Below are 25508 nucleotides of genomic sequence, written 5' to 3'. Positions count from 1 at the left end.
GTATCAAATACTGCCACAATCGCCTTGTTGCGTCGCGGGCTGGAATTGCGGGGGCGCCGCTGCCGGATTTTAGGCGTGCCGTGGAGCTGGACGGACATCGGCGCCGATCACGATGCGGGGCTCGGCGCTCTGGGTTGGGACGACATCGTGAAACATATGAGCCGGAAAAAGAACCAACATACCCGGCTCGGGTTTGAGATAGCGCACGCCCCAAGCTGGCTGATGACCGTCGGTGAGCTTTTCGCAGGCTCCCAAGACGAGACAGCCGCGCATGTCTGATGCCAACTGCACATCCTTCGGAACCTGCACATAGTAGACACCGACGACATAAGCGTTTGGGTGGACGTGTTCGCCGTTGCGGCCATTTCCATGCAGGAAGACCACGAAGTCGAAGAGCTCGCCTGCCGGCGGCAGAGGCATGAGATCGCCGAGGCCCAACACCGGAAGCTGGGCGACGTATGTGGCGAAAGATCTGCGAACAAACGACCGAAGCTCGTTGATCAGAGGGAGCCGTGTGTGCGTTAGCCCGTAGTCGATCACGCAATCGGGGCGTGGCGTCGGGACCGAACCCGTATTCGCGATCAGCCAATGGGCCAGACGCGCGTTGAACGCCACGGCGTCACCATGTTCCGAGGGCGGATCGAATCGAAAGACCATCACATGCCGCGCAACGTCCACAAGCGCGCGCGCTTCATCGACGCGGCCCAGCCGGCTAAGTGCGACTGCCCGGAAGGCAAGTCGCCTGGACTGGAGAAACGGCGTTGCGGGTAGCGCGTCGCAGAACTCCAACAGTGGCGCCGCATCCGGCTCACGGCTGAGGCAGCGAAGGAGAGATTCAAGTGCAAATTCGTCCTTGGGATTGGCTTCGAAGGCTTGGCGCAAGTAGACGATCGCTTCTCCTTGCCGTCCGAGCATTTCCAATGTCTCGCCGCGCACACGCGCGACGTCGGCACTGCGGCCTTGTTGTTCTCCCTGATTGCATACGTCCAGCGCACTTTCGAGGTCGCCGAGTTCGACATGGCACTGCGCCAGCGCGCGCCAGGATTTGAATAGCTCCGGCTCCGCGGCCGCTCTCCGTCGGAAAGCAACAATGGCCTCCTGAAATCGGCCTTCTGCCGTCAGGGCATCGCCGAGGCGCTCGTACAGCGCAAGTGACGCCGGCGATTTCTCGATCGCGAGATGCAAAATCCGAGTCGCGGCCGCCCGGTCAATTCGCCGACCTGCGGAGGCCTCCACCTCGACCCAATCCATCCGCGGATCCCTGCCTCTGCCGTTCGCTTTATCAGCCAACTCGCCGTAAGAACGAAGCCACTGCGCCTTCCAGAAATCTCAAATACTGCCAAAATCTTGCCCGCCGAATTGCCAGGGGCCGGATAGTTTGTTTTGTCGGCGAATCTTGAAGTGCTGGAGGTACCATGAAAGCGCAGCGTACAGTGCCGACCACGCCTCGCGAATTCGCCCTGGCTGCCGCTTGCTGCGCTTGGCCACATTCCGGCCGCCGCAACGAGGTCATCCGCGTGGCGGCTGAGGGCGGAATAGACTGGGATCGGTTTCTTCTTATCGTAAAGCGGCAGCACGTAGCCGGCTTGGTCCGTGACGGCCTTTCATATGCTCGTATTGCCGTTCCGGAGAACGTCGCCGACGAGATCGGTGCTATCGCGTCGGCGAATGCACGGCAGAACTTAAAATTCGCTACTGAAGCGGTTCGGATACAACGCTTGTTCGACGATGCCGGTGTTCCTCTAGTCTTTATAAAAGGGGTCACACTCGCGCAGTTGGCTTATGGGACCCTGGCGCTAAAGTATAGCTGGGATATGGATCTTCTGGTCGCGCCCGAAGCCGTGCCCCAGGCCCTGCAATTGTTTGAACGCATTGGATATCGGCCATTTCCACCACTGCCGCCACTGACGGATCAACGCTATCGGCGTTGGATTGAGTTTGCGCGCGAATATGTCTTGTTCCATGAGACCAACAATGTACACGTCGAGCTTCATTGGAAGCTTGTCGATAACAGCCATTTTCTGTCAGGCGTGTCGTCGACGTCGGCAACGCGTGTGATCGACGTTTCGACGGGCGTCAACATCCGCACTTTAGATGGCGACGATCTGCTCAACTATCTGTGTGTTCATGGCGCTTCGCATGGCTGGTCGCGATTGAAATGGCTGGCGGACGTTGCTGCGCTTTTGTCTGGCGACACGGTTTCGGAACTGGAGAGACGTTTGGAGGCCGCGAAGAATTCGAACGCCGAAATCTGCATGGCTCAAGCCGTTCTGCTCTGCGATCGCTTGTTTGGAATGCCGAATTTGGCAGTGTTGTCAGGGCAATTGCGCCGGAGCCGTCGCAACCGCTGGCTCGAAACCATAGCCCTGCGAGCGATGACAGCTGAAGCCGAGTTGGGGCGTGCCGCTTTCGACAAGCTATCGATTATCCTGTCCCAGTTCTTGCTTGCCCATGGCTGGTCATTCAGAGTCACGGAATTTTGGAACAAGATGAACAGCCCCTACGATCTACTGTACGGCACCTTGCCCAATCGGCTGGGCTTCTTGTATCCGCTCGCAAGGCTCGCCCGATGGATCATCCGGCGGGGACACGAGAGGCCATTTCACGCGCCGCCGAAAGTCGCACGAATCTGAGTGCGTCGGCCGATTGCAAAACCGTGGCATGCCCTGCCTCGAACTGAAAAACGTTCTCGCACAAAGCGATGCTTTCCGCGCGATGCGCAATCATCACGATTGACGGACGCAGGGTGGTCGCCAGTAACCGCTGTATTATTTGCCGCTCGCCGATGACGTCGATCGCGTTTGTCGCTTCGTCGAGAACGAGCAATGTCGGGCGGCGTAGCACAGCGCGGGCGAGGGCGATGCGTTGGCGCTCGCCGCCGGAAATCAGCGTTCCCCGCTCACCGACGATCGTATCGAGCCCCTGCGGCATCTGCCGGACCAGTTCGTCTGCGCCCGCCAAGACCAGCGCATCCCACATGTCCTGTTCGTTCGCCATGGCGTTGGCCCAGGTCAAATTGCGCCGCAGCATTTCCTGTGGACTCTCTCCGATGGAATCGTGCGGATCGCGCTCAATCGTCCGGAGAAAAAGAATCCGCTGACGTTCGATTCATATGCCGAGCTACGGGATCTGTTCCGGGCGCTCGTCGGTGCCAAGGATGTGAAGGTTGTCGTCTTCGGAAGTTATGGTGGCAATTTCTGCTCCGGCGGCGACGTTCACGAGATCATTGCGCCACTGACGAAGATGGCAGCGCCGCAGCTCCTGGACTTCACGCGCATGACCGGCGATCTTGTGAAGGCCATGCGCGCCTGCCCGCAGCCGGTCATCGCCGCGGTCGACGGCGTTTGCGTCGGGGCCGGTGCCATCATCGCGATGGCGGCGGATATCCGTTACGCCAGTACCCGGGCGGTGACGGCATTCCTCTTCAATCGCGTTGGCTTGGCCGGTTGCGACATGGGTGCTTGCGCGATTCTGCCGCGTATCATTGGCCAAGGGCGGGCCAGCGAACTCCTTTTCTTCGGCCGCTCGATGAGCGCTGCGGAAGGCGAAGCCTGGGGTTTTTTCAACGGCGTCGTCGCGCCGGACCGCCTCGACGAGCATGCGATGGAAGCGGCGCGCAAGCTGGCCGTCGGACCCACTTTCGCCAATGGCGTCACCAAAAACCAACTCAACATGGAATGGGACATGAGCCTCGACAGCGCCATTGAGGTGGAGGCGCAGGCGCAGGCATTGTGCATGCAGACGCGCGATTTCCTGCGTGCCTATGAGGCGTTCGCGGTCGGTCGCAAGCCTGTGTTCGAGGGCAATTAACGCACAAGCATCATCATCGGATTGAAGAAATGACCAGATCGGTTCTGCAGCCCCAAGGATGGGCCCGCCCCAAAGGATATGCGCACGGCATCGCGGCGACCGGGCGTTTCGTGTTCACCGCCGGCGTGGTGGGATGGACAGCCCGCGAAGTCTTCGAGCATCGCGATCTGACGGGCCAGTTCCGGCAGGCTTTGCTGAACATGCGGGCGATCCTCGCGGAAGGTGGTGCTGCGCCCACCGACATCGTGCGCATGACGTGTTACGTCACCAGCCGGCGCGAATATCTGGATCAGCGCGCCGGAATCGGTGCCGCGTGGCGCGAGGTTCTGGGAAATTTCTTTCCTTGCATGGCTGTGGTTGAAGTGTCCGGTCTCATCGAAGCCGATGCGAAGATCGAGATCGAAGCCACTGCCGTCGTTTCGGAGGAGCGCTAGGGTTAGGACTCATAACTTAAAGCCAAAATGCGACGATGGAAGCGATGAAGACGGCGGCCATGAAGATATAGGGCTGCCGGTCATAGCGTGTTGCGACGCGGCGGAAGTCCTTGAGGCGACAGAAGAAGCGTTCGATGCGATTGCGGGTTTTGTAGAGCGCCTTGTCGTAGCGGTACTGAACCTTGCGATTCTTCTTCGGCGGAATGACGGGCTTTGCGCCGCGCGCTTTGATGAAGTCGCGCAATTCATCGCTGTCGTAACCACGGTCGGCAATAACGGCAGCGGTTTTCGGCGCTGCCTCGATGCACGCTTTGGCAGGGACATAGTCGCTGACATTGCCGGCAGTCAGAACCAGAACGACGGGACGGCCTTTGTCGTCGGTGACCGCATGAACCTTGCTGTTGCGGCCTCCGCGCGAACTGCCTATGCCGCGATCCGCGCCCCTTTTTTACGCCCGCTTCCGGCGGTGCGGTGAACTTTAATGTGCGTGCTGTCTATGGCCAGACTGTCAGGTGTTCCGGCCTCGGCAACCAGAGCCGCGAAGATACGTGCGAACACGCCCTTCTCGCCCCACCGCGCATAACGGTTATAGATCGTCTTGGCCGGACCGTATTCCGCCGGGCAGTCCGACCAATGCAAACCGCGCTTGATGACATGGATGATGCCGCTAAGGACGCGTCGGTCATCGACGCGCGGCACACCGCGCACATCATCGGGCAACAACGGCTTGATCTTCTCGAACTGCTCTTCGCTGAGCCAGAACAGGTTGCTCATGGGCAAACTCCCGAGAATCAACCCAACAACGGAATCACAAATCTAACCGCCTGAGAATCCCAAACCTTTAATAGGTCCACACCCTAGATCGTGGCGCCCATGAAGATCGCGGTAATCGGTGGCGGGCCGGGCGCCCTCTACTTTGCTCTTCTGGCTCGGAAACGTCGGCCCGATTGCAACGTCGACGTGTATGAGCGCAACCGCGCCGACGACACGTTCGGGTTCGGCGTCGTCTTCTCGGACGAGACGCTGGACGAGTTTTTGAGCGCAGACCCGGAGTCCTACGATGCCATTCGGGACAATTTCGCCTATTGGAGCGACATCGTCATCGAGCGCGAAGGCGCACGCACGGTCGTCGGTGGCAACGGTTTCGCCGGTTGTTCGCGCAAGATCTTGCCGGAGCTTCTACAGCGACGCTGTCGAGCCCTTGGCGTCGGATTGCATTTTTCTGCTGCTGTCGAACCCGACGATGTCGAGAAGCGCTTCGCCGATTGCGATCTGATCGTGGTGGCGGAAGGGCTGAACAGCCCGATCCGCGCGAAATATCGCGCCCAATTCGCGGCGACCGTTAGCGAAGCGCGGAACAAATTCGCGTGGATGGGTTCTTCGCGTCCGCTCGATGCATTTACGTTCTTCTTCCGGATGAGTGCCAACGGCCCGTTCTGCGCGCACACCTATCAATACGAGCAGGGGGCCTCGACCTGGGTTATCGAGACCACGCCGGAATGCTGGCAGGCTTGCGGCCTCGACCGGATGGATGAGGAGCAGAGCGCGCGGTATCTGGAGGGTGTTTTCGCGGAAGATCTGGCAGGGCATCCGCTGACCGTCAATCGATCCATCTGGCGTAACTTCTCCACCATAAGCTGCGCGTCCTGGGGCCACGGCAAGATGATCCTGCTGGGCGACGCCAAGGCCACGGCGCACTGGTCGATCGGTTCGGGGACAAAGCTTGCGATGGAATGTGCCGTGGCGCTCGCCGATGCGGTTGGCGAGCATGCGCACGACGTCACGTCCGTTCTCGCGGCCTATGAGACGGCGCGGCGTACGGCGGTGGAGATCACGCAGCACAACGCACAGGTGTCGCTGCGCTGGTTCGAGGACATGCCCGTCCACTGGAAGAAGGAGAACTACGCATTCGCATTCTCGCTGATGTCGCGCGCCAAGTCGGTGACGTGGGACAATATGGCGATGCGCGATGCCGCCTTCCTGCGCAAGGTGGAAACCGAATTCTACGACCGCTACGCCCACGCAACGGGACGCGCCCTGAGCGACCGGCCGACGCCGATGTTCACGCCGTTCGATTTACGGGGCCTGCTGTTGGCGAACCGCGTCGTCATGGCGCCCATGGCGCAATACTGCGCGGAAGACGGGGCGCTGACCGACTGGCACTTCGCCCACTATGTGGCGCGCGCGCTGGGTGGCGCAGGGCTGGTATTTACGGAAATGACGTGTCCGACGCCCGATGCGCGGATCACGACGGGCTGCACCGGGCTGTGGAACGACAGCCAGGAAGCGGGCTGGAAACGCCTAGTGGATTTCATTCACGCGACGACGCCGACAAAGGTCGCGCTGCAGCTGGGGCATGCCGGCCGGAAGGGATCGACCAATGTTCCGGAATTGGGCGAAAACCTGCCGATGCCTGCCGGCAACTGGCCGGTCTTGTCGGCGTCGCCGCTGCCTTATTTCGAAGGCCGCTCGCCGACGCCGGCGGCGCTGGACCGTGCGGGAATGGATGCCGTGCGCGATAATTTCGTCGCCGCCGCACAGCGCGGCCTGCGCGCGGGCTTCGACATGCTGGAGCTGCATTGCGCGCACGGCTATCTGCTCGCGAGCTTTCTTTCGCCGCTGACGAACCGGCGCACGGATCGCTATGGCGGCGATGCCTGGGGCCGCGCGCGCTTTCCGCTCGAAGTGTTCGGAGCGATCCGCGCGGTATGGCCCGCCCATCTGCCCATGTCGGTCCGGCTTTCCTGCTGCGACTGGGCGCAGGGCGGCATTTCGCTGGAGGATGTGACCGCGATTGCACGGGCATTCAGGGACGCCGGCGCGGACGTCATTCATGCCTCCTCGGGACAGACGGTGCCGTGGCAGAAGCCGGTCTACGGCCGCATGTGGCAAACGCCGTTCGCCGAGCACATTCGCAATGCGGTTGATATTCCGACGATCGCAGTGGGCGACATCACATTGCCGGAGCAGATCAACACGATCATCGCGGCGGACCGGGCGGATCTGTGTGCGTTGGCCCGGCCGATGCTCAACAATCCCTTCTTCGCCCGCCAAGCCGCGGCGCAGTACGGCGTTCGCGCCGTCGGCGGCGTGCCGCTGGGCTGGCCGGCACCTTTGCGCTCCGGCGAGTATCAGCTCTACCGCGAAGCGGAAAAGGCCAGGGAGAAGGAGGCGGCGCTGAATACCAAGGCGCGTCCCAATCGCCGTCACTATCAACGCGCCGGCGCGAAGCAGGAGACGATCGCGTGAGTATCACGGCGGTGGAGTTCCCCGACGCCTTCAATATGGCGGATTACTTCGTTTTCTCGAACATCGAAGCCGGACGCGGCAACAAGACGGCGATCATCTTCGAAGGGCGCGAGATCACCTACAACGAGGTCGCCGATAAGGTCCAGCGCGTCGCGCAGGCGCTTGTCGGCGGAGGCCTGCTGCCCGAGCAGCGTGTGCTGCTCTGCATGCGCGACTGTCCGGAGTTCGTTTATGGATGGTTCGGAGCCATCAAGGCGGGCGCCGTCGTTGCACAGATCAATCCACTCCTTCCCGAAAGCGACTACGACTACTATTTGGCCTACGTCAAACCGCAATTCGCCTTCGTCGATGAAGCGAGCGCCGCGGCATTCGGCGCCGCCGCGTCGCGGTCGCGCCACTGCGCGGGCGGCACGAATGTCATCGGCATCGGTGCGGCCGCCGGCCGGCAATTCGACACATGGCTCGCCGCGCCACACCGTGAAACGTCAGCGCCGTGGCCCACCCGCAAGGACGATCCTGCCCTGGCTCTTCACCAGCGGGACGACGGGGCAAAGCAAGGGCGCCGTTCACAGCCACACCCATTTTCCGTTCAGCACCGAAGTCTATGCCAAGGCTTTTATCGGCCTGCGCGAAAGCGACGTGACGATTTCCGGCGCGCGGCTCTTTTCGGCTACGCTACGGGTACCAATCTCATGTTTCCGTTCGCGGTGGGCGCCACCACGGTTCTCTCCCGCGAATCGCCCACGCCGGAAATCCTGTTCGATCTGATTGCCAGGCACCGCGCCACGGTCTTCACCAGCGTACCGACCCTGATCAGCAAGATGCTGGAGGCTCCGCCGGATCGGCGGCGCGACATTTCGCAGTTGCGTTTCATGTGGAGCGCGGGCGAGGCGCTGCCGCGCGATCTGCACGACCGCTGGAACGCGACGTTCGGCGTTCCCATCATCGATGGCATCGGCAGTGCCGAGAGTTTCCACATCTACATCAGCAACCGCCCAAGCGATGTGCGTCCCGGGAGCTTGGGCAGGTTGGTGCCCGGCTACGAAGCCAGACTCTTGGACGACGACGGCAAGCCGGTCGCGCGGGGCGACGTCGGGACGTTGTGGCTGAAGGGCGATTCCGCGGCGCTCCACTATCACGGCGCCTACGAGAAATCGAAGGATCATCTGCGCGGCGGCTGGATCGTCAGCGGCGACAAGTTCCGGGAGGACGAAGACGGCTACTGGTATTATGAAGGCCGCGGTGACGATCTGCTGAAAAGCGACGGCATCTATGTGAGCCCGCTGGAAGTCGAGAACTGCCTGATCCAGCACGGGGCGGTGCGCGAATGCTGCGTGATCGGCAGGAAAGGCGAAAACGGGCTGGAAAAGCCGCTCGCCGTCGTTTTCTTGAACGACAACTTCACCGCATCGGCGGCGCTCGAAGCAGAGATCATCGCTTTGGCGAAAAGCAAACTTGCGCGCTACAAGGCGCCGCACTGGGTCGCCTTCCGCAGCACGCCATTGCCGCGCAACGATCGCGACAAGACCGATCGCAAGGCCTTGCGAAGGGAATACACATGAACCTTGCCGAACAACCCTGGACCAAAGTGAAGGAGATGCTGGCCGCCCGAAAGCCGGTAGCAGCCATCCTGCCATGCGGCGCGACCGAAGCCCATGGGCCGCATTTGCCACTCAACACCGACGTTATCATCAGTGAGGGAATGGCTCGCCGTGCTGCCGCCCTGTTGAGCGAACTGGACATCCAGGCTTATGTGCTGCCGCCGCTATCGTATGCGCCGGCCGAGTTTGCGGCGGAATTCTCCGGCACGATCACCATCGGTGCGTCGACGTTCAAAGCCTTGCTCATCGACATCGCCCGCAACCTGAAAGCGCAGGGGTTCGCCTGTCTTGCGATAGCCAACAGCCATTTCGACCCCGCCAATGTTGCGGCGCTTCGCGAGGCGGTGGACGAGGTTCGCGCGTCTGGTGTTCCCGTCGCATTCCCCGATTTTACACGTCGGGAATTGGCGCAGACCCTGACCGAGGAGTTCTCTTCCGGGGCGTGTCACGCCGGCCGGTTCGAGACCAGTCTTGTTATAGCGGACCGGCCGGATCTGGTGGACGAGGATGCGCGCCGCAGCCTTGCGGCAAATCCCGCGAGCCTCGTCGCGGCGATCAAACGAAGTGCCCGGACCTTTGCCGAGGCGGGCGGCCCGAACGCATATTTTGGAGATCCTTGTTCTGCCACCGGCGCGGAGGGCGAACACACATTTGGGATCATGTCTTCCATGCTTGCGGCTGCTGTCCACAAAGCAATTGATGTTTGATCGAGTTGCATGTTCAACGTCGCGACTATCCCCGCGTAGAGGAACAAAGGTCGAGGTACGAGATAGGTACGAGACCTCATTTAACCCATTGAAATTGCATTGAACGAAAATCAACGCGATCGAACGAAAAAGCCAGTGTTTGGGCCGTTTTCCTCGCAAAAGCCCGCCGCTCATAACGGTTAGGTCGCAGGTTCGAGTCCTGCCGGGCCCACCAATAAATTCAACGGGTTGAGATTCGTCAGATGTCGAACTTTCATCCTTTGGGTACGCAAAGGGTACGCAAAGGCCCGATTCTGAATTGCGATAGACTGGATGAAACTGACGAATTTCCTTCCGGATTAAACTCACGGTGCTGCCCGATACTTTACTTCGTGCGACCACTTCCTTGTGCGGCAGGCCGGACAGGATAAGGAAGCGAACCTCCTCGCGCTTGGCTTCCCCGACGCCTCTCTTGGTTTTGCTGGGAATGATCTTGGCGAGGGTGGCCGCATCCAGGAGCGATGGCGGCTGATCGAGGGTTGCGGACTTCAGATGTTTGCGGATCTCCGCCATGACGTCTTCGATCGCCGCCACTGCTTCGGAGCAATACTCCGGCTCATATGCCGGCGGTGCTCGCCCTTGAAAAGCGCATGGCCGAACATCTGGATCATCCGGCGTTTACGCGAGCGCCGGGAGCGACTCTTTGGTCCCGATGGCGGCAGCACAGGTAACGAGCGGCGCAATGACCGTCTCAGTAGGACAGTGTAACCGACACGGTGGCGAGATTTCCAAGGCTGGTCGCGCCGGGGGCTTTCTGTAGCTGCCAGCCATCGTCGAAACGCGCGTCGATGAACCGGCTGATCGTGTAGCGCGCGCCGACGCCGGCCGATTGCAGGGAGGCGTTGCGCGGCTGATAGGGCTGATCGTTCCGATAAGCAACCCAGCCGGCATCGTAGAAGGCCAGCAGTTGGAGCTGATCGCGCGCGCGCGGCAGGACCATGCTCAGCAGGGAAATGCTGGGGCTGCGCAATTCGATGCTCCCCACCGCGCCGTTCGAACCGTTCACTTTGCGCGGATCGTAACCGCGGACGCTATCGATCCCGCCGGCGCCGATCTGCTCGCTGGGCAAGAGCTCGGTGGAGGCGATTTGTCCTTCGAAATGGGCATAAGCCGAAAAGCCATGGGTCAGCACGTTCACGCGGCTGAGATCGAGGCGATCATATGCATAGCCCGCATGGGCGCCGACGGTTCCATAGGCCAGGAAGGCGCTGGTCGTGTTGCCGTCCGAAAGGCCGCCGGGGCTGACCACGAGCGTGTTCTCGAGCGCGGTCTGGCCCCAGTCATCCGGACGGCTCGCGTTATAAGTGAGCGAGAACTGCTCGACGTTCACCGAATGGGCCGAGACGGCCACGCCGCCATAGGCGAGATTGTTGTCGGTGCGCTTGAAATCGAAACCCAGCGTCAGCTGATGGGAGAGCGCGCCGATCGGCAACAGGTCGTGTATGTAATGCGCGCCGATCTCCAGATCGTGACCGCGCTGTCCGAAATAAGGCCCGAGATCGGGCACCATCTGGGAATAGGCGGCAAAGACGTTGACGTAATCGCCCCAGGGCAGCGGCGAGATAAAGGTCAGCGAATGGGCGGTGAAGCGCGGATCGTTCGACAGGCCGGGTCCGCGATGGCGATCGCGCCACAGATCGGGGCTGGTCATGAACTGGTAGGAGAGCTGTTCGTCGAGGCCGAACAGATTGCCCAGGTTTATGCCGGCGCTGTAGCGCTCGCGGCCGGTCACCGCCTCGCCGTCATTGTCGTAGCTCAGATAAACGCGCAGCGGGAACCGCGCATGCAGATCGAGATCGAGATCGGTCTGGCCCGGCGCGGTCCCCTTGGCGAGCACCACGTCGACGGGATGGAACGGATTGCGCCCCAGCCGATTGAGGTCCGCGCGAAGCCGGTCGAAATCGAGCGGATCGCCGGGCTTGAGTTGCATCTCTTGGAGGATCTGGCCTTGCGAGAACCGGCCGTTGTCGCGGACATGCACCTGGCCGAGGCGATAGATCGTGACCACCGCCTGCACGGTGCCGGTCGAGATGTCCTGCTCCGGAAAGGTGACGTCGACGAGCGGCAGGCTGTGGGCGCGGTACCACGCCTTTACCGCCTGCGCGATCGCATCGAGATCGGCGAGGCTGAGCGGCTTGCCCAGGAAGTCCCGTGCCAGGCGCTGCGAGATGTCGGAATCAACCAGTGGGGCCAGATCGTCGGACGCGACCGCGATGCCCTCATCGTGCGCGCCGGTCTTGACGACATCCGCGGCGCGGCTGACGAAGCGCAGGCCCCTGAGCTCGGCCAGCACGGGCTTGGCGGACGCCGTCGCAGCTTTCGGCTCGACAGCGGGCGCGGAAAGCTGCACCGGCGGCGAAGGCTTAGGCGTCTTGGGCGCGATGCGGTCGAAATCCTCCGCGCTTGCCACCGCGAACGCCATCGACAGCGCGGCGATAAACGCCGATCCGTTCCGGAGATAAGACCGCGCGCGCATGCTCATCACTTCATCGCAAATCGGTTGGAGGACGGAAGAGCGGAAAAGTGGCTGAAATCGCCCGGCCCGATGGCATGGAACGGCGTGATCTGCCCGGGCCAGCCCAACTGGAACAGCAGCCAGCCGCCGCCTTCCTCCGGCGTGGCGACCCAGCCATATCCATCGGGCGAGACGATCAGGGTCTCGGTGCCCAGCAGAACCGGGAGGTCGTCGGGGTTTATCGCCTCGTCTACGGTCCAGGTGTTGAAGTACCAATCGGAGGTGGGCGTGCCCATCACATAGGCCTGCGCGCCGCCCCCTTGGGGGATGGCAAAGAAAAGCGGCGGCGGCGGTACCGCCGCGACGGCGAGCATGCCCGGCACGAAGGTCAGGGCGTAGTTCGAGGACGCCGCCAGCGAGCCCTGCGTGATCGCATAGCGGCCCGGAGGCGAAACCAAGCTGGCGGAGGTCGCAAGCGTGCCGCTCAGGCTGTCGCCGTTCACGAGCGTGCCGGCCGTCAGTTGATAGGCGAGCGGCGGATTGTTTTGGCCGATGAAGCGGGACTCGTCGTCCGCCGTGACGGTGACCGGACGGGCCATGACGGACAGTGTGCCGGCGACATAGGTCAGGGCATAGTTCGAGGATGCCGCCAGCGTACCTTGGCCGATGCCGTAGAAGCCGACATTGCTGGCGGTCGTGGCAGAGGTGGAGAGGGCGCCGCTCAGGCTGTCGCCATTGACCAGCCCATTGCCACCGATGCTGTAGGTCAGCGCCGGATTGGCATCGCCATAGATTCGGCTGAGATCGTCCGCCGTCACCGTCACAGGACGGGCCGTTACCGACAGTGTGCCGGCGACATAGGTCAGGGCATAGTTCGAGGATGCCGCCAGCGTACCTTGGCCGATGCCGTAGAAGCCGACATTGCTGGCGGTCGTGGCAGAGGTGGAGAGGACGCCGCTCAGGCTGTCGCCATTGACCAGCCCATTGCCACCGATGCTGTAGGTCAGCGCCGGATTGGCATCGCCATAGATTCGGCTGAGATCGTCCGCCGTGACCGTCACAGGACGGGCCGTCACCGACAGTGTGCCGGCGACATAGGTCAGGGCGTAATTGGTCGAGGCCGCCAGTGTGCCCTGCGTGATGGCATAGCCGCCCACCGAAGACGCCGTCGAGGCTCCCGTCGTCAGGGCACCGGCCAGCGTGTCGCCGTTCACCAGCCCGTCGCCGCCGACCGTGTAGGTCAGGCCCGGATTGGCGTCGCCATAGCGGCGGGACTGGCTGTCGGCCGTGACCGTGATCGGGCGGGCGGTCACGGTCAGGGTGCCCGCCGTGAAGCCCGTCAGGTCGTAGTTCGACGAGGCCGCCAATGTGCCCTGCGTGATGGCATAACCGCCGACCGACGTTGTGGCGGATGCCGCCGTCGTCAGGGCACCGGTCAGCGTGTCGCCGTTCACCAGCCCGTCGCCGCCGACCGTGTAGGTCAGGCCCGGATTGGCATCGCCATAGATTCGGCTGAGATCGTCCGCCGTCACCGTCACAGGACGGGCCGTTACCGACAGTGTGCCGGCGACATAGGTCAGGGCATAGTTCGAGGATGCCGCCAGCGTACCTTGGCCGATGCCGTAGAAGCCGACATTGCTGGCGGTCGTGGCAGAGGTGGAGAGGACGCCGCTCAGGCTGTCGCCATTGACCAGCCCATTGCCACCGATGCTGTAGGTCAGCGCCGGATTGGCATCGCCATAGATTCGGCTGAGATCGTCCGCCGTGACCGTCACAGGACGGGCCGTCACCGACAGTGTGCCGGCGACATAGGTCAGGGCGTAATTGGTCGAGGCCGCCAGTGTGCCCTGCGTGATGGCATAGCCGCCCACCGAAGACGCCGTCGAGGCTCCCGTCGTCAGGGCACCGGCCAGCGTGTCGCCGTTCACCAGCCCGTCGCCGCCGACCGTGTAGGTCAGGCCCGGATTGGCGTCGCCATAGCGGCGGGACTGGCTGTCGGCCGTGACCGTGATCGGGCGGGCGGTCACGGTCAGGGTGCCCGCCGTGAAGCCCGTCAGGTCGTAGTTCGACGAGGCCGCCAATGTGCCCTGCGTGATGGCATAACCGCCGACCGACGTTGTGGCGGATGCCGCCGTCGTCAGGGCACCGGTCAGCGTGTCGCCGTTCACCAGCCCGTCGCCGCCGACCGTGTAGGTCAGGCCCGGATTGGCATCGCCATAGCGGCGGCTCTGCGCGTCGGCCGTGACCGTGATCGGGCGGGCGGTCACCGTGAGATGACCCACATTGGAAATGGCCAAGCCATAACCGTCGCCGACCGTGAAGCCGCCCTGCGCCGCGGAGATCAGATAGGGGCCGCCGGAGACGGACGCGGCCATGGCCGAACCCGCAGAGGTGACCGTCGGCGCGCCGGAATAGACGTCGGCGGCGCTGTCGCCCAGGAAGGCGTGGGCCACAGCAGCCACAAGGCCGCTCACCTGATAAGCCGCCGCGACGCCGCTTGCCGCGTCGTTGCCATAGGTCTTGGACGTGTCGGTGGTGGTGATGGTGAGCGTCGGCTGATCGGCGAAGATGTAGCGGTTGCCGGCCTGGGTGACGCTGCCCGGCGCCAGCGTCGCGATGGTGCTGTTCCAGACGGCGGTGTTGCCGCTGTCGAGATCCCCGAAGCTGTCGGTGCCGGGCGCGGACGAATAGACCAGCCAGCGCCCGCCGCCGGATGTGACGACCGCGCCGCTGCCGGCATTGTTGACGAAATTGCCGGCGGCCCCGAGCACGACATCGCTGCCCGAACCGCCCGTCACCCCGCCGTTCAGGGTGAGATTGCCGGTCGAGGTGAGCTTGACCGCGCCGCTGGACGCAAGGCCGCCCGCGCCGACCGCAAGGTCGGTGCTGTCGGCGAGGATGAGCGCGCCGGTCGCGCCGCCGACCGTGGCGATGGCATTCGACGTGTTGGACAGCGTGACGCTGGCCGTATCGGCCAGCGCAAGCGTTCCGGCGGTGATGGCCGCGGACTGCGTGAGCGCGCCGGCGGCGGCGATCGCCAGCCGCGCCGATCCGACATTCAGCGTCGCGTCGATCGCAAGGCCCGCCGTGGCGCTGTCCTTGATGGAAACGGCGGTGCCGGCGGCGAGGCCCGCGCCGCTGGTGTACAGGAGATCGCCGCCCGTGGTGCCGCCGACGGCGCTGTCGAGGGCGGTGACGATGCCCGACAGCGTGTTCTGGCCCGATACGCCCGCGCCCGTCTGCTCATAAAGCGTGCCGGCATAGAGATCGACCCCGGAGGTCGTGCCCGCGACGTTCTGGACGAAGCTGTTGGCCTTGATGGTGTTGCCCGAGACATAGGTCACGAGCTGCTGGGCACCGGTGAAGGTGCCGGGCGCGACCAGCAGATAGTAATAGCCGTTGGCGCCGGTGCTGGCATCCAGGCCCGCGCTCGCGCCGCCGGTCATGGCCTTGACCGTCGCGCCGGCGAGCGCCGCGGTGCCGGCGGCATCGCTATAAGCGGTGCCGGTGATCGCCTCGACCCCATTGGGGAAAAAGCTTTTCAGATAGGGATAAAGGCCCGCGCCGGTGCCCCACACCGTGCTGTCGAAGCCGCTGGGCAGCGTGCCCTGGAGTGCGGCTGTCGTCTCGCCGGTGGTGGCGCTGGCCCCGCCGGACGATTGGCCGCTGGTCTGCGTATCCCAGTAGCCGTGGGGAACGCCGTTGACGATGCTTTGCCCGATCAGCCCACCGACGTTGGCGCTGCCACTGACCGCTCCGGTGGCATAGACGTTGGCAATCGAACCAATACCGTAATATCCGACCAATCCGCCGACGCCGCTGCTGCCGCGGACAGCCCCCATGGCATAGGCATTGGCGATTGAGCTGGAATCGCTCTCTCCGGCCAGTCCGCCGACATAGCTGCTGCCGCTGACCGCGCCGGTGGCAAAGACGTCGTTGAGAGAGCTTTGAGAGTTTGAGCCGATCAGGCCGCCCGCCCCGAAATTGCCGCTGACCGTTCCCGTCGCGTAGGCATCGACAATGGTGCCGCCGCCGGAATTGGCACCGGCAAGTCCGCCGGCGAAGTTGCCGCTGCCGCCGACCGCCCCGGTGTCATAGGCGTCGGCGACGGCGCCGTGATTATCTCCGACCAATCCGCCGACCCAGTTGGTGCCGCTGACCGCTATGGAAGCATAGACATCGGCGATTTGGCCGGCATTGAAGCCGGCCAACCCGCCGACATAGGAACCGCCCTCGACGGAGCCACCTGCCAGACCGAGATCCCGAAGCGTCCCGCTGGCTTTTCCGAAGAGGCCGACGAAATCGGCCGAGCCGGTGTTGACCGCCAGGTTCGCGATGATGTGGCCGAGGCCCGTGAGGCTGCCGGTGAAGCCCTGGAACGCGTTTTCGACATTCCCGGCCCCGTCGGTGCCGAGCGGCGTCCATCCGGTCGTTAATGACGCATCGAGAGAGCCGGCCAAGGCGTAATTGCCTTGCAGCGCGGCGTCGGAGGCATTGATCGCCACCACATCGCTCATCGCATAAAGCAGCGTGTAGCTCGCGCCATTGACGGCGAGGCTGCCGCCCTGGCTCGACGTCGCCGTGCTGCCGTCGGCATTGGTGAAGCTGAGCGAACCGGTGAAGCCCGTCGAAATCAGTCCGAAGGACAGGTTGGTCGGATCGCTGTTGTCATAAGCGAGCGTGACCGCGGTGGCGCCTTCGGCCTTGATCGGCGCGTCGATATCGAGCGCGCCGCCGGACAGCAGCGCCAGCGAACCGCCGTCCGTGATGGTGACGGGGTTGTTGACGGTGATGGGGTCGCCCGACCCGGTGACGATCAAGAGGCCGGCGCCGGTGTAGCTATGTTCGAAAGTGAAGCTCGAACCGGTCGTCAGATAACCCGGCTGGGCAAGAGCGCCGACAATGCCCGTCGCCGTCGTATCGCTGCCCGCGATCGTGTTCGCCGCCGTCCGCAGGCCGGCGAGGCTTGGCGCGGCGGACAGCGTCGTCGCGGCGGTCTGCGCCGACAGGAAGCCGCCATAGAGATTGACGTTCTCGTCCGGCGTGCCGGAGCTGTATGTCGAAATGGCGAGCGTCGCGGCATTGACGGCGATGGACCCCGTCGTCGGCGTCGAAACCAGCAGGTTGGCGCCGTTCCCGATGCTGCCGGCCGGCAAGGCGATGTAATAGTAGCCGTTGGCGCCGGTCGTGGCCTGGCCCAGCAGCGCCCCGCCGCCATCGAGATTTACCGTCACCGCGCCGGCCGAGCCCGAGGCCGCAACGTTCACACCGGCGTCCTTATAGGCGGTGCCCGAAACGGCCTCGACGCCATTGGGGAAGAAGCTCTTGAGATACGGATAAAGGCCGGCGCCGGTGCCCCACACCGCGCCGTCGAAGCTGCCGGGCGGCGTGCCTTGGAGCTGGGCCGTCGTCAGGCCGGTGCCGGCGGCGCTTGTGCCTATGCCGCTGGTCTGTGTGTCCCAATAGGCGTCGGTGACGACGCCGGAATCGTTCATCCCCACCAGTCCGCCGAACGCGCTGTTGCCGCTGACCGCGCCGGTGGCGTAGGCATGGGTGATGGAGCCGCGGTTATCGAACCCGACCAGGCCACCGATACTGTTGTCGCCGCTGACCGCCCCGGTGGCGTACGCATTGGTGATGGAGCCGCGGCTATTGGATCCGACCAGGCCACCGATACTGTTGTCGCCGCTGACGGTCGCCGTGGCGTAGGCGTTGGTGATGGTGCCGGAGGAATTACCGCCGACGAGGCCGCCCAGGGTGCCGGTGCCGGTCACGGTGCCGGCAGCATAGGCATCGGTGATAATGCCGGAATTGTTGACTCCAACCAGCCCGCCGGCATTGACGCCGCCATTGACCGTCCCGATGGCATAGGCGCCGGTGATGGTGCCCCAATTTTCCCCAACCAGCCCGCCGACTATGCCGTCGCTGCCGACCGTCCCGATGGCATAGGCGTCGGCGACCTGACCGTGGCTGTATCCTGCCAGCGCGCCGACATCGACGCGGCCCGTGACGGCGCTGCCGGTCAGGCCGATGTCGCGCAGTACGCCCGATGCGTAGCCGAACAGGCCGGCATAGGTGTTCGAGCCGATATCGACGGTCAGGTTCGCGATGGTGTGACCCAGGCCGGTGAAGCCGCCGCTGAAGCCGCTGATGCCGTTCAGTACGTTCGAGGCACCATCGGTCCCGAGCGGGATCCAGCCCGTGACGGACGAGGCATCGAGTGAGCCGGCCAGCGCGTAATTGCCCTGCAGCGCGGCGTCGGAGGCATTGATCCCCGCCACATCGCTCATGGAGTAAAGCAGCGTATAGGACGCGCCGTTGACGATGAGGCTGCCGCCCTGGGCCGACGTCGCCGTGCTGCCGTCGGCCTTGGTGAAGCCGAGCGAGCCGGTGAAGCCGAGCGAGGTCAGACCGAAGGAGAGATTGGTCGGATCGCTGTAGTCATAGGCGAGCGCGACCGATGTCGCGCCTTCGGCTTTGATCGGCGCATCGATATTGAGGGCGCCGCCGGAGAGCAGGCCGAGCGAGCCGCCATCCGCGATCGTGATGGCGTTCGACACGGTGATCGGATCGCCCGCGCCGGTGGTGATCAAGAGGCCCGCGCCGCTATAGCTCTGATCGACCGTGAAGCTGGAACCGGTGGTCAGATAGCCGGGCTGCGTCAAGGCGCCGACCACGCCGGATGCTGTACCGTCGCTTCCCGCAACGGCGTTCGCCGTGCTCTGCAGGGCCGCGAGGCTCGGGGCGGCCGAAAGCGTGGTCGCGCCGCTCCGCTCCGCCAGAAAGCCGCCATAAAGATCGACACCGGTCTGCGCCGGCGTGCCGGCCGTATAGGTGGAGGCGGCAAGCGTCGCCGCGTTCACCGCGCCGGTGGTGCTCTCGGTCGGTGTCGAGACCAGAAGATCATGGCCGTTGGCGACGCTGCCCGCCGGCAAGGCGACGTAATAATAGCCATTGGCTCCGATGGACGCCTGCGACAGCAGCGCGCCGCCCGAGTCCAGATCGACGACAGCCGCATTCGAGAGGATGGAGGCGAGGATATGGACGCCGGCATCCTTGTAGGCGGTGCCCGAGACCGCTTCGACGCCATTGGGGAAGAAGGTCGTCAGATACGGATAGAGACCCGTGCCGGTACCCCACACCGTGCCGTCGAATCCGCTGGGTAGTGCGCCTTGAAGCTGCGCCGTGGTCTGGCCGGTGCCGGCAGAACTGGACGACATGCCGCTGGTCTGCGTGTCCCAATAGCCGTTGGTGACCGTGCCGCCGTTCAGTCCGGCGAAGCCGCCAAGATCGGTATTGCCGTTGACGGCGCCGGCGGCATAAGCATTCGTGATCGTGCCGCCCGAGGCATTGTTCCCGACCAGCCCGCCGGCTGCGTCCCCGGTGCCGCCGCTGACCGCGCCCATGGCAAAGGCATTGGCGATCGCGCCGGAGTTTCGCCCCACCAGGCCGCCGACATCGGTGTTGGCATTGATCCAGTCCGTTGCATAGGCCTTGGTGATCGTGCCGCTATTGAGCCCCACCAATCCACCGACCTGCTGGTAACCGGTGACGTCCCCAGTGGCATAGACATCGGCAATCGAACCGGCATTTTGCCCGACCAGCCCGCCGACGTCGAAGAAACCGCCGAGATTCTCCGTGGCATAGGCATCGGCGACCGTGCCGGCGTTGTATCCGGCCAGCGCGCCGACGCCGCTGTTGCCGAAGATCAGGCCGAAGAGGCCGGTCAGGCCGATATCGCGAACCGTCCCGCTGGTATAGCCGAAGAGACCGATGTCATTGGCCGTGCCGTTGCCTACGGTCAGGTTTGTGATGGCGTGGCCGAGGCCGGTGAAATTGCCGGAGAAGCCGTTGCCGCTGTTCGAAACGTTCCCGGCGCCGTCGGTGCCGAGCGCCACCCATCCGGTCGTGCTGAAGGCATCGAGCGAGCCGGCCAGCGCATAATTGCCCGACAGGTTGCCGTTGATGCCCTGTATGTCGCTCATGGAATAGAGCAGCGTATAGGACGCGCTGTTGACGACGAGGCTGCCGCCTTGGGCCGAGGTGGCAGCGCTGCCATCGGCATTGGTGAAGCTGAGCGATCCGGTGAAGCCGGTCGCAGTCAGGCCGAAGGAAAGGTTGGCCGGGTTGCTGCTGTCATAGCCGAGCGCGACGGAGACGGCGCCTTCGGCCGTGATCGGAGCATCGATATCGAGCGCACCCCCCGAGATCAGCGCGAGCGAGCCACCGCTGGTGATCGTGATCGCGTTCGCGACGGTGATCGGATCGCCCGAACCGGTCTGCACGAACAGGCCGGCGCCGCTGTAAGTCTGATCGACCGTGAAGCCGGTGCCGGTCGTCAGATAACCCGGACCGAAAACGCCGGCGACCGTGGCGGTTGCGGTCGCATCCGTGCCGGCAACCGTGTCGGCGGTGCTCTTGAGGCTGGCGAGGCTAGGCGCCGCGGAGAGCAGCGTAGCGCTGGTCGCTTCCGACAGGAAGCCGCCATAGAGATTGACGTTGCTCTGGATCGTGTCGGCGCCGGCATAGGTCGAAGCCGCCAGCGTCGCGGCGTTCACGGCAATGGATCCCGCGGTCGGCGTCGAGACGAGAAGATTACTGCCGTTCGCGATCGCGCCGGCCGGCAGCGCGATGTAGTAATAGCCATTGGCGCCGGTGGTCGCCTGCCCCAGCAGCGCGCCGCCTGCATCGAGGTTGACCGTCACGGCACCGGACGAACCGGAGGCGGCGACGTTGACGGCCGCGTCCTTATAGGCCGTGCCCGAGACCGCCTGCACCCCATTGGGGAAGAAGCTCTTCAGATAGGGATAGAGCCCGGTGCCGGTGCCCCACACCGTGCTGTCGAAGCCGCTGGGCAGCGTGCCTTGAAGCTGGGCCGTGGTCTGGGCGGTGCCGCCACCGGCGCTGGAGGACGTACCGGTGGTCTGCGTATCCCAATAGCTGTTGGCGGCTGAGTTGCCGGAAGAGCTGTCGGCGAGCAGGCCATAGCCGCCGCTGCCGACCGCCCCCGTCGCATAGGCGTGGGTGATGGTGGTCCCGGAACCGCCCGCGACCAGAGCGCCGACACTCGAGCCGCCGCTGACCGCCCCCGTGGCATAGACGTTGTCGATGGTGACAACGTCGCCGTACGCGACCAACCCGGCGACATAGGTGTTGCCGCTGACCGCACCCGTGGCGTAGGCGTTCGTGACTGGGCCGCCCGCGGTACCAAGCAACCCGCCGACGCCGTTGTCGCCGCTGACATTCCCCGTGGCATAAGAGTCGGCGACAAGTCCGGCGTAGCCGGCCAGCCCGCCGGCATTGTTGCCGCTGCCGCCGGAGCCGCCATGGACCGCGCCCGTGGCATAGGCATCGATGATCGCGCCATCGGTGCCGCCGACCAGGTCTCCGACTTGGTCGCTGCCGCTGACCGAACCGCCGGCCACCCCGATGTCGCGAAGGGTGCCGCTGGCGTAACCGAAAAGACCAACATAATGCCGCGAGCCGAGATTGGCCGTCAGGTTCAAGACAGTGTGGCCGAGACCGGTGAAATTGCCCGCGAAGCCGTTGTTGATGGCGCCACCGGCACTGGTGGTCCCGATCGGGGCCCAGCTGCTTATGCTGGAGGCATCGAGATCCGTGGCGACCGCGTAATTGCCCGTCAAGGCGCCGGCGGTGTTGATCGCGTCCAGACCGCTCGCCGAATAAAGCAGCGTATAGGCCGCGCCGTCGATCGCGAGGCTGCCGCCCTGGCTCGCTGTCGCGACGCTGCCGTCGGCATTGGTGAAGCTGAGGCTGCCGAGGAAGCCGGCCGATGTCAGGCCGAAGGAGAGGTTCGTCGGATCGCCGGCGTCATAGCCGAGCGCGACCGAAACGGTGCCTTTGGCCGTGATCGGCGCATCGATATCAAGCGCGCCGCCGGAGATGAGGCCGAGCGAGCCGCCGCTCGCAATCGTGATGGCGCTCGAAACGGTGATCGGATCGCCGGCGCCGGTGATCACCAGCAGGCCGGAGCCGTTGACCGTCTGATCGACCGTGAAACTCGAACCGGTCGTCAGATAGCCGGGATTGGCGATGGCGGCGATCACGCCGGTGGCGGTTGTGTCCGTGCCTGCGACGGTGTTCGCCGCACTCTGGAAACTGGCAAGGCTCGGCGCGCCGGAAAGCGTGGTGGCGCTGGTGGTCTCCAAAAGGAAGCCGCCATAGAGATTGACGCCGGTCTGGATCGTATCGGCGCCGGCATAGGTCGAGGTGGCCAGCGTCGCGCCGTTGACGGCGACGGACCCCGTCGTCGGCACCGAGACCAAGAGATTGCTGCTATTCGCGATGCTGCCCGCCGACACGGCGATGTAATAGTAACCGTTGGCGCCGATGGCACCCTGGCCGAGCGGCACGCCGCCCGAATCCAGATCGACGGTTCCCCCGCTAGCGAGGTCGATGCCGGCATCCTTGTAGGCGGTGCCGCTGATCGCCTCGACGCCGGTCGGGAAGGAACTCTTCAGATAGGGATAGAGGCCCGTGCCGGTGCCCCAGGTCGAACTGCCGAAGCCGCCGGGCAGCGTGCCCTGGAGCTGGGCCGTGCTCTCGCCCGTGGCGGTGCCCATGGTCTGGCCGGTGCTGCCCGGGGCGACGGCGCTGCTTTGCCCGGTCGTGCCGACGTCCCAATAGGAATTGGAGAATGCGACTTGGGTGTTATTGCTTCCGACCAGGCCGCCGCTGGCGGTATGCCCGACCACGGCGCCGGCCGCATAGCTGTTCGAAATGGACAACGGGAAGCTGAGCGAGACGCCGACAAGGCCGCCGGCATTGTCGCCGGTGACGGACGACAGGCTGTAGGAGGACGTGATGGATTGCGAGCCGCCGACCAAGCCATTCGCCAAGCCAACGAGGCCGCCGACGCGGCTGCCGGTGCCGGTGCTGGACACCGTGACGTCGGTAAAAGAGGACGTGATCGCACCGATTTCGACGCCGGCGATGCCGCCGAGATCGGCGGAGTTGTTGTCGGTGACCGACCCCGTGACGCTCACGCCGGAGATGGTTCCGCTCAGTTGAAGGCCCACCAGGCCGCCGGTGACGCTCCCTCCGGTGATCTGGACATTTGTCAGCGCCAGATTCTCGACCAGCGCGCCGCCGTCCAAGCCCCCGAAAAGCCCAACCCCCTGAATGTCCGTGGTTCTGTCGATGATGAGACCGCCGATGGCGTGGCTCTGGCCGTCGAAAACGCCTGTGAAGGCGGTCGTTTCGTTGCCGATCGGCGTGAAGCCCTGGCCGGAATTCCAGCTTGCCGTTCCCGAGGCATCGATGTCGCGGCCGAGTGCGTAGCGGGCGGAGAGATTGTTCTGGACGTTCTGCAGGTCGGTGAGGCTGTTCACCAGCATGATGCTGTCGAGCGTGGCACCGCCGGCGACGTCGCCGCTGAAATTCGTCTGCGTCGCCGACGTGTATTTCGTGCCGTTGACCGTCGTGCTGTCGCCGGTCGGATCGTAGTAGATCGAAACGACGCCGCTGGTGGATATCTTGTCGCCGCTGCCGAACGTCGCCGTGCCGCTGCCGGTGCCGGTGTCGTCGGCATGCAGCGTGACCGCGCCGCCGCCGCTGCTGGTGACGTTCGCGTTGACGTTCACATTGCGATAGGCGTTCAGCGTCAGCGAATGGCCGGAGGACCAGCTCACCGCGTCGTTGACGTTGACGTCGCCAGCGCCGGAGGTGTTGACCGTTCCAGCGGAGCTGCTGATCGTGACGTCCGTGGTCGCCAGATTGGACGACAGCACCGCGCCCGTGATGTCGCCGCCGGACGCGGCGACGGTGAAATCGGCCGGGTCGATCAGCCATTTGCCGTCGATGCCGGAGAACGCGTCGGTCAGGATCCGCGCGGCGTCGAGGACATGAAGGTGCAGGCCCGAGGTTTCGACGAAGCCGCCCGTGCCGCCGTCGCCGCCCTTCGCGCTGATCGTGCCGCCGATGGTCGCCGTGTCCGACGCGACGATGGAGACATTGCCGCCGGTCGCGCCCGGCGCGACGGCCGAGGCGTCGACGCTCCCGCTTTGGACGATATTCTGGGCCCGCACGGTGACCGCGCCGCCGGAGCCGTCGGCATTCTGCGCGGCGACCGTTCCGCCGACCGTCGCCGTTCCGCCGGCGGTCAGCCAGACATGGCCGCCGACGGTCGCCGTGCCGGTAGCGGAAACCAGCCCGCCGCGATTCTTGGCGAGGTCGTAGACGTCGCCGCCGGCCGCCGCCAGCTCGGCCTGCGCCGCCTTCACCGTGCCGGAATTGGTGACCGCGCCCGTGCCGCCCGAAACCGCGATCCGCGAATCCCCGCCCACCGGCTGCAGGACGATGCGATTGCCGGCCGCCAGGCCCACCGTGCCGTTGGGCGCGTTGATCGTCCCGCTATTGCCGACCGAGCGGCCGACCAGGATGGCGTCGCCGCTCTTGGACGTGATCGTTCCGGCATTAACCACGTTGCCGGAAGACGTGCCGCTCGCGATCAGCGGACCGCCGCCGAGAAAGCTGCTGTTCGAGATATCGCGCGTCGAGGCGACGAAGCTGCCGTTCGTCACCACCTTGCCGCCAGGGCCGATGACGATGCCCTGCGGATTGATCAGATACACCGATCCCGTGCCGCCCAGCGTGCCGTAGATCTGGGAGAGGTTTCCGCCGGTCACACGGTTCAGCGTCGACCCGGAGCCGTTGTTGAAGAAGACGCTGTTGCCGGCGCCGATGGAAAAGCTCCGCCAATTGATGATGCCGGCGCCGGTCGATTGGTTAACCGTGATGTTGTTGGCGCCTGCTTGGATCGAACCCTTGCCCAGCACATATTTTCCATCGCCGGGCAGGGCGCCGCCTCCGGCCAGGGCGGGATGGGTGACGGCCAGAAACGACGCCGAGCACAGGAGCGCGGCGAGAAGAGCGCGCACGCGCCCGTTCGCGATCTTAAGCCTGGGATTGATGACGTGAAGGTTCGCACACGGAGTATCAGCCGACTGCGCGATCCTTACCCCTTGTAAGTGCCCCACCCCTACGCCCCAAAATACTGTGCCCCTGTAAGCGAAATGCAACCGCACAGAGAGCTCGTCTTGCGCCCGCCATATGCGATTTGCCCTGCTCTTACCGGCGACCCAATCCCAACTGCCCGGCCAAATCTCATCCACTCTACAATCATTTTGTAGAGCTAAAAAGACAGAAACGATCCGAACAGGTTAGAGAAATCATTTTTCGGTTAGCGTGCCCC

Annotated in this window: 11 protein-coding genes; 6 read left to right on the top strand and 5 right to left on the bottom strand. The window is 64.3% G+C overall.

All coding sequences use genetic code 11. From position 1 onward, the window contains the following. Positions 1–69: 69 nt before the first annotated feature. Positions 70–1251 (bottom strand): putative 2OG-Fe(II) oxygenase, encoded by a 1182-nt coding sequence (locus WDM86_16660; protein MEI9991661.1) that lies wholly within the window; start codon positions 1249–1251, stop codon positions 70–72. A gap of 164 nt (positions 1252–1415) precedes the next feature. Here WDM86_16660 and WDM86_16655 point away from each other — a divergent pair, with 164 nt between their 5' ends. Further along, positions 1416–2633: a nucleotidyltransferase family protein gene (locus WDM86_16655; protein ID MEI9991660.1), complete on the top strand. Its 1218-nt coding sequence runs from the start codon at positions 1416–1418 to the stop codon at positions 2631–2633. Here WDM86_16655 and WDM86_16650 read toward each other — a convergent pair. Then, positions 2575–2997 (bottom strand): ATP-binding cassette domain-containing protein, encoded by a 423-nt coding sequence (locus WDM86_16650; GenBank protein ID MEI9991659.1) that lies wholly within the window; start codon positions 2995–2997, stop codon positions 2575–2577. The genes WDM86_16655 and WDM86_16650 overlap by 59 nt on opposite strands. Here WDM86_16650 and WDM86_16645 point away from each other — a divergent pair. Beyond that, positions 2914–3810, top strand: a complete 897-nt coding sequence (locus WDM86_16645; GenBank protein ID MEI9991658.1) for an enoyl-CoA hydratase family protein — start codon at positions 2914–2916, stop codon at positions 3808–3810. The genes WDM86_16650 and WDM86_16645 overlap by 84 nt on opposite strands. Positions 3811–3839: 29 nt before the next feature. Beyond that, positions 3840–4244, top strand: a complete 405-nt coding sequence (locus WDM86_16640) for a RidA family protein (GenBank protein ID MEI9991657.1) — start codon at positions 3840–3842, stop codon at positions 4242–4244. A 16-nt stretch (positions 4245–4260) separates the two neighbouring features. Here the strand turns inward: WDM86_16640 and WDM86_16635 are convergent. Continuing rightward, positions 4261–5018, bottom strand: a protein-coding gene (locus WDM86_16635; protein MEI9991656.1) for an IS5 family transposase whose coding sequence is annotated in 2 segments (ribosomal slippage) — positions 4261–4679 and positions 4679–5018 — 759 coding nt in all. Because the reading frame shifts where the segments join, the coding sequence is not laid out codon by codon here. 99 nt (positions 5019–5117) lie between these two features. Between WDM86_16635 and WDM86_16630 the strand changes: the two genes are divergently transcribed. From WDM86_16630 to WDM86_16620, 3 genes are read left to right on the top strand one after another with little or no spacing between them, the layout of a single operon-like run. Further along, the gene (locus WDM86_16630; protein ID MEI9991655.1) at positions 5118–7493 is read left to right on the top strand and encodes an FAD-dependent monooxygenase; all 2376 of its coding nucleotides are present in this window, start codon (positions 5118–5120) and stop codon (positions 7491–7493) included. Next, positions 7490–9055, top strand: a complete 1566-nt coding sequence (locus tag WDM86_16625; GenBank protein ID MEI9991654.1) for a benzoate-CoA ligase family protein — start codon at positions 7490–7492, stop codon at positions 9053–9055. Before WDM86_16630 ends, WDM86_16625 begins: the two co-directional genes overlap by 4 nt. Beyond that, on the top strand, positions 9052–9801 hold the full coding sequence (locus WDM86_16620; protein MEI9991653.1) for a creatininase family protein: 750 nt from the start codon (positions 9052–9054) through the stop codon (positions 9799–9801). The genes WDM86_16625 and WDM86_16620 overlap by 4 nt, the downstream gene beginning before the upstream one ends. 730 nt (positions 9802–10531) lie before the next feature. Here WDM86_16620 and WDM86_16615 read toward each other — a convergent pair. Together WDM86_16615 and WDM86_16610 are read right to left on the bottom strand one after the other, a co-directional pair. Further along, positions 10532–12316, bottom strand: coding sequence for a ShlB/FhaC/HecB family hemolysin secretion/activation protein (locus tag WDM86_16615; GenBank protein MEI9991652.1), 1785 nt, complete (start codon positions 12314–12316; stop codon positions 10532–10534). A 5-nt stretch (positions 12317–12321) separates the two neighbouring features. Next, the gene (locus WDM86_16610; GenBank protein ID MEI9991651.1) at positions 12322–25194 is read right to left on the bottom strand and encodes an MBG domain-containing protein; all 12873 of its coding nucleotides are present in this window, start codon (positions 25192–25194) and stop codon (positions 12322–12324) included. Positions 25195–25508 lie beyond the last annotated feature (314 nt).

Source organism: Rhizomicrobium sp. (genome assembly GCA_037200045.1).
Lineage (GTDB): Bacteria > Pseudomonadota > Alphaproteobacteria > Micropepsales > Micropepsaceae > Rhizomicrobium.
This window is presented reverse-complemented; position numbering and strand designations above follow the sequence as displayed.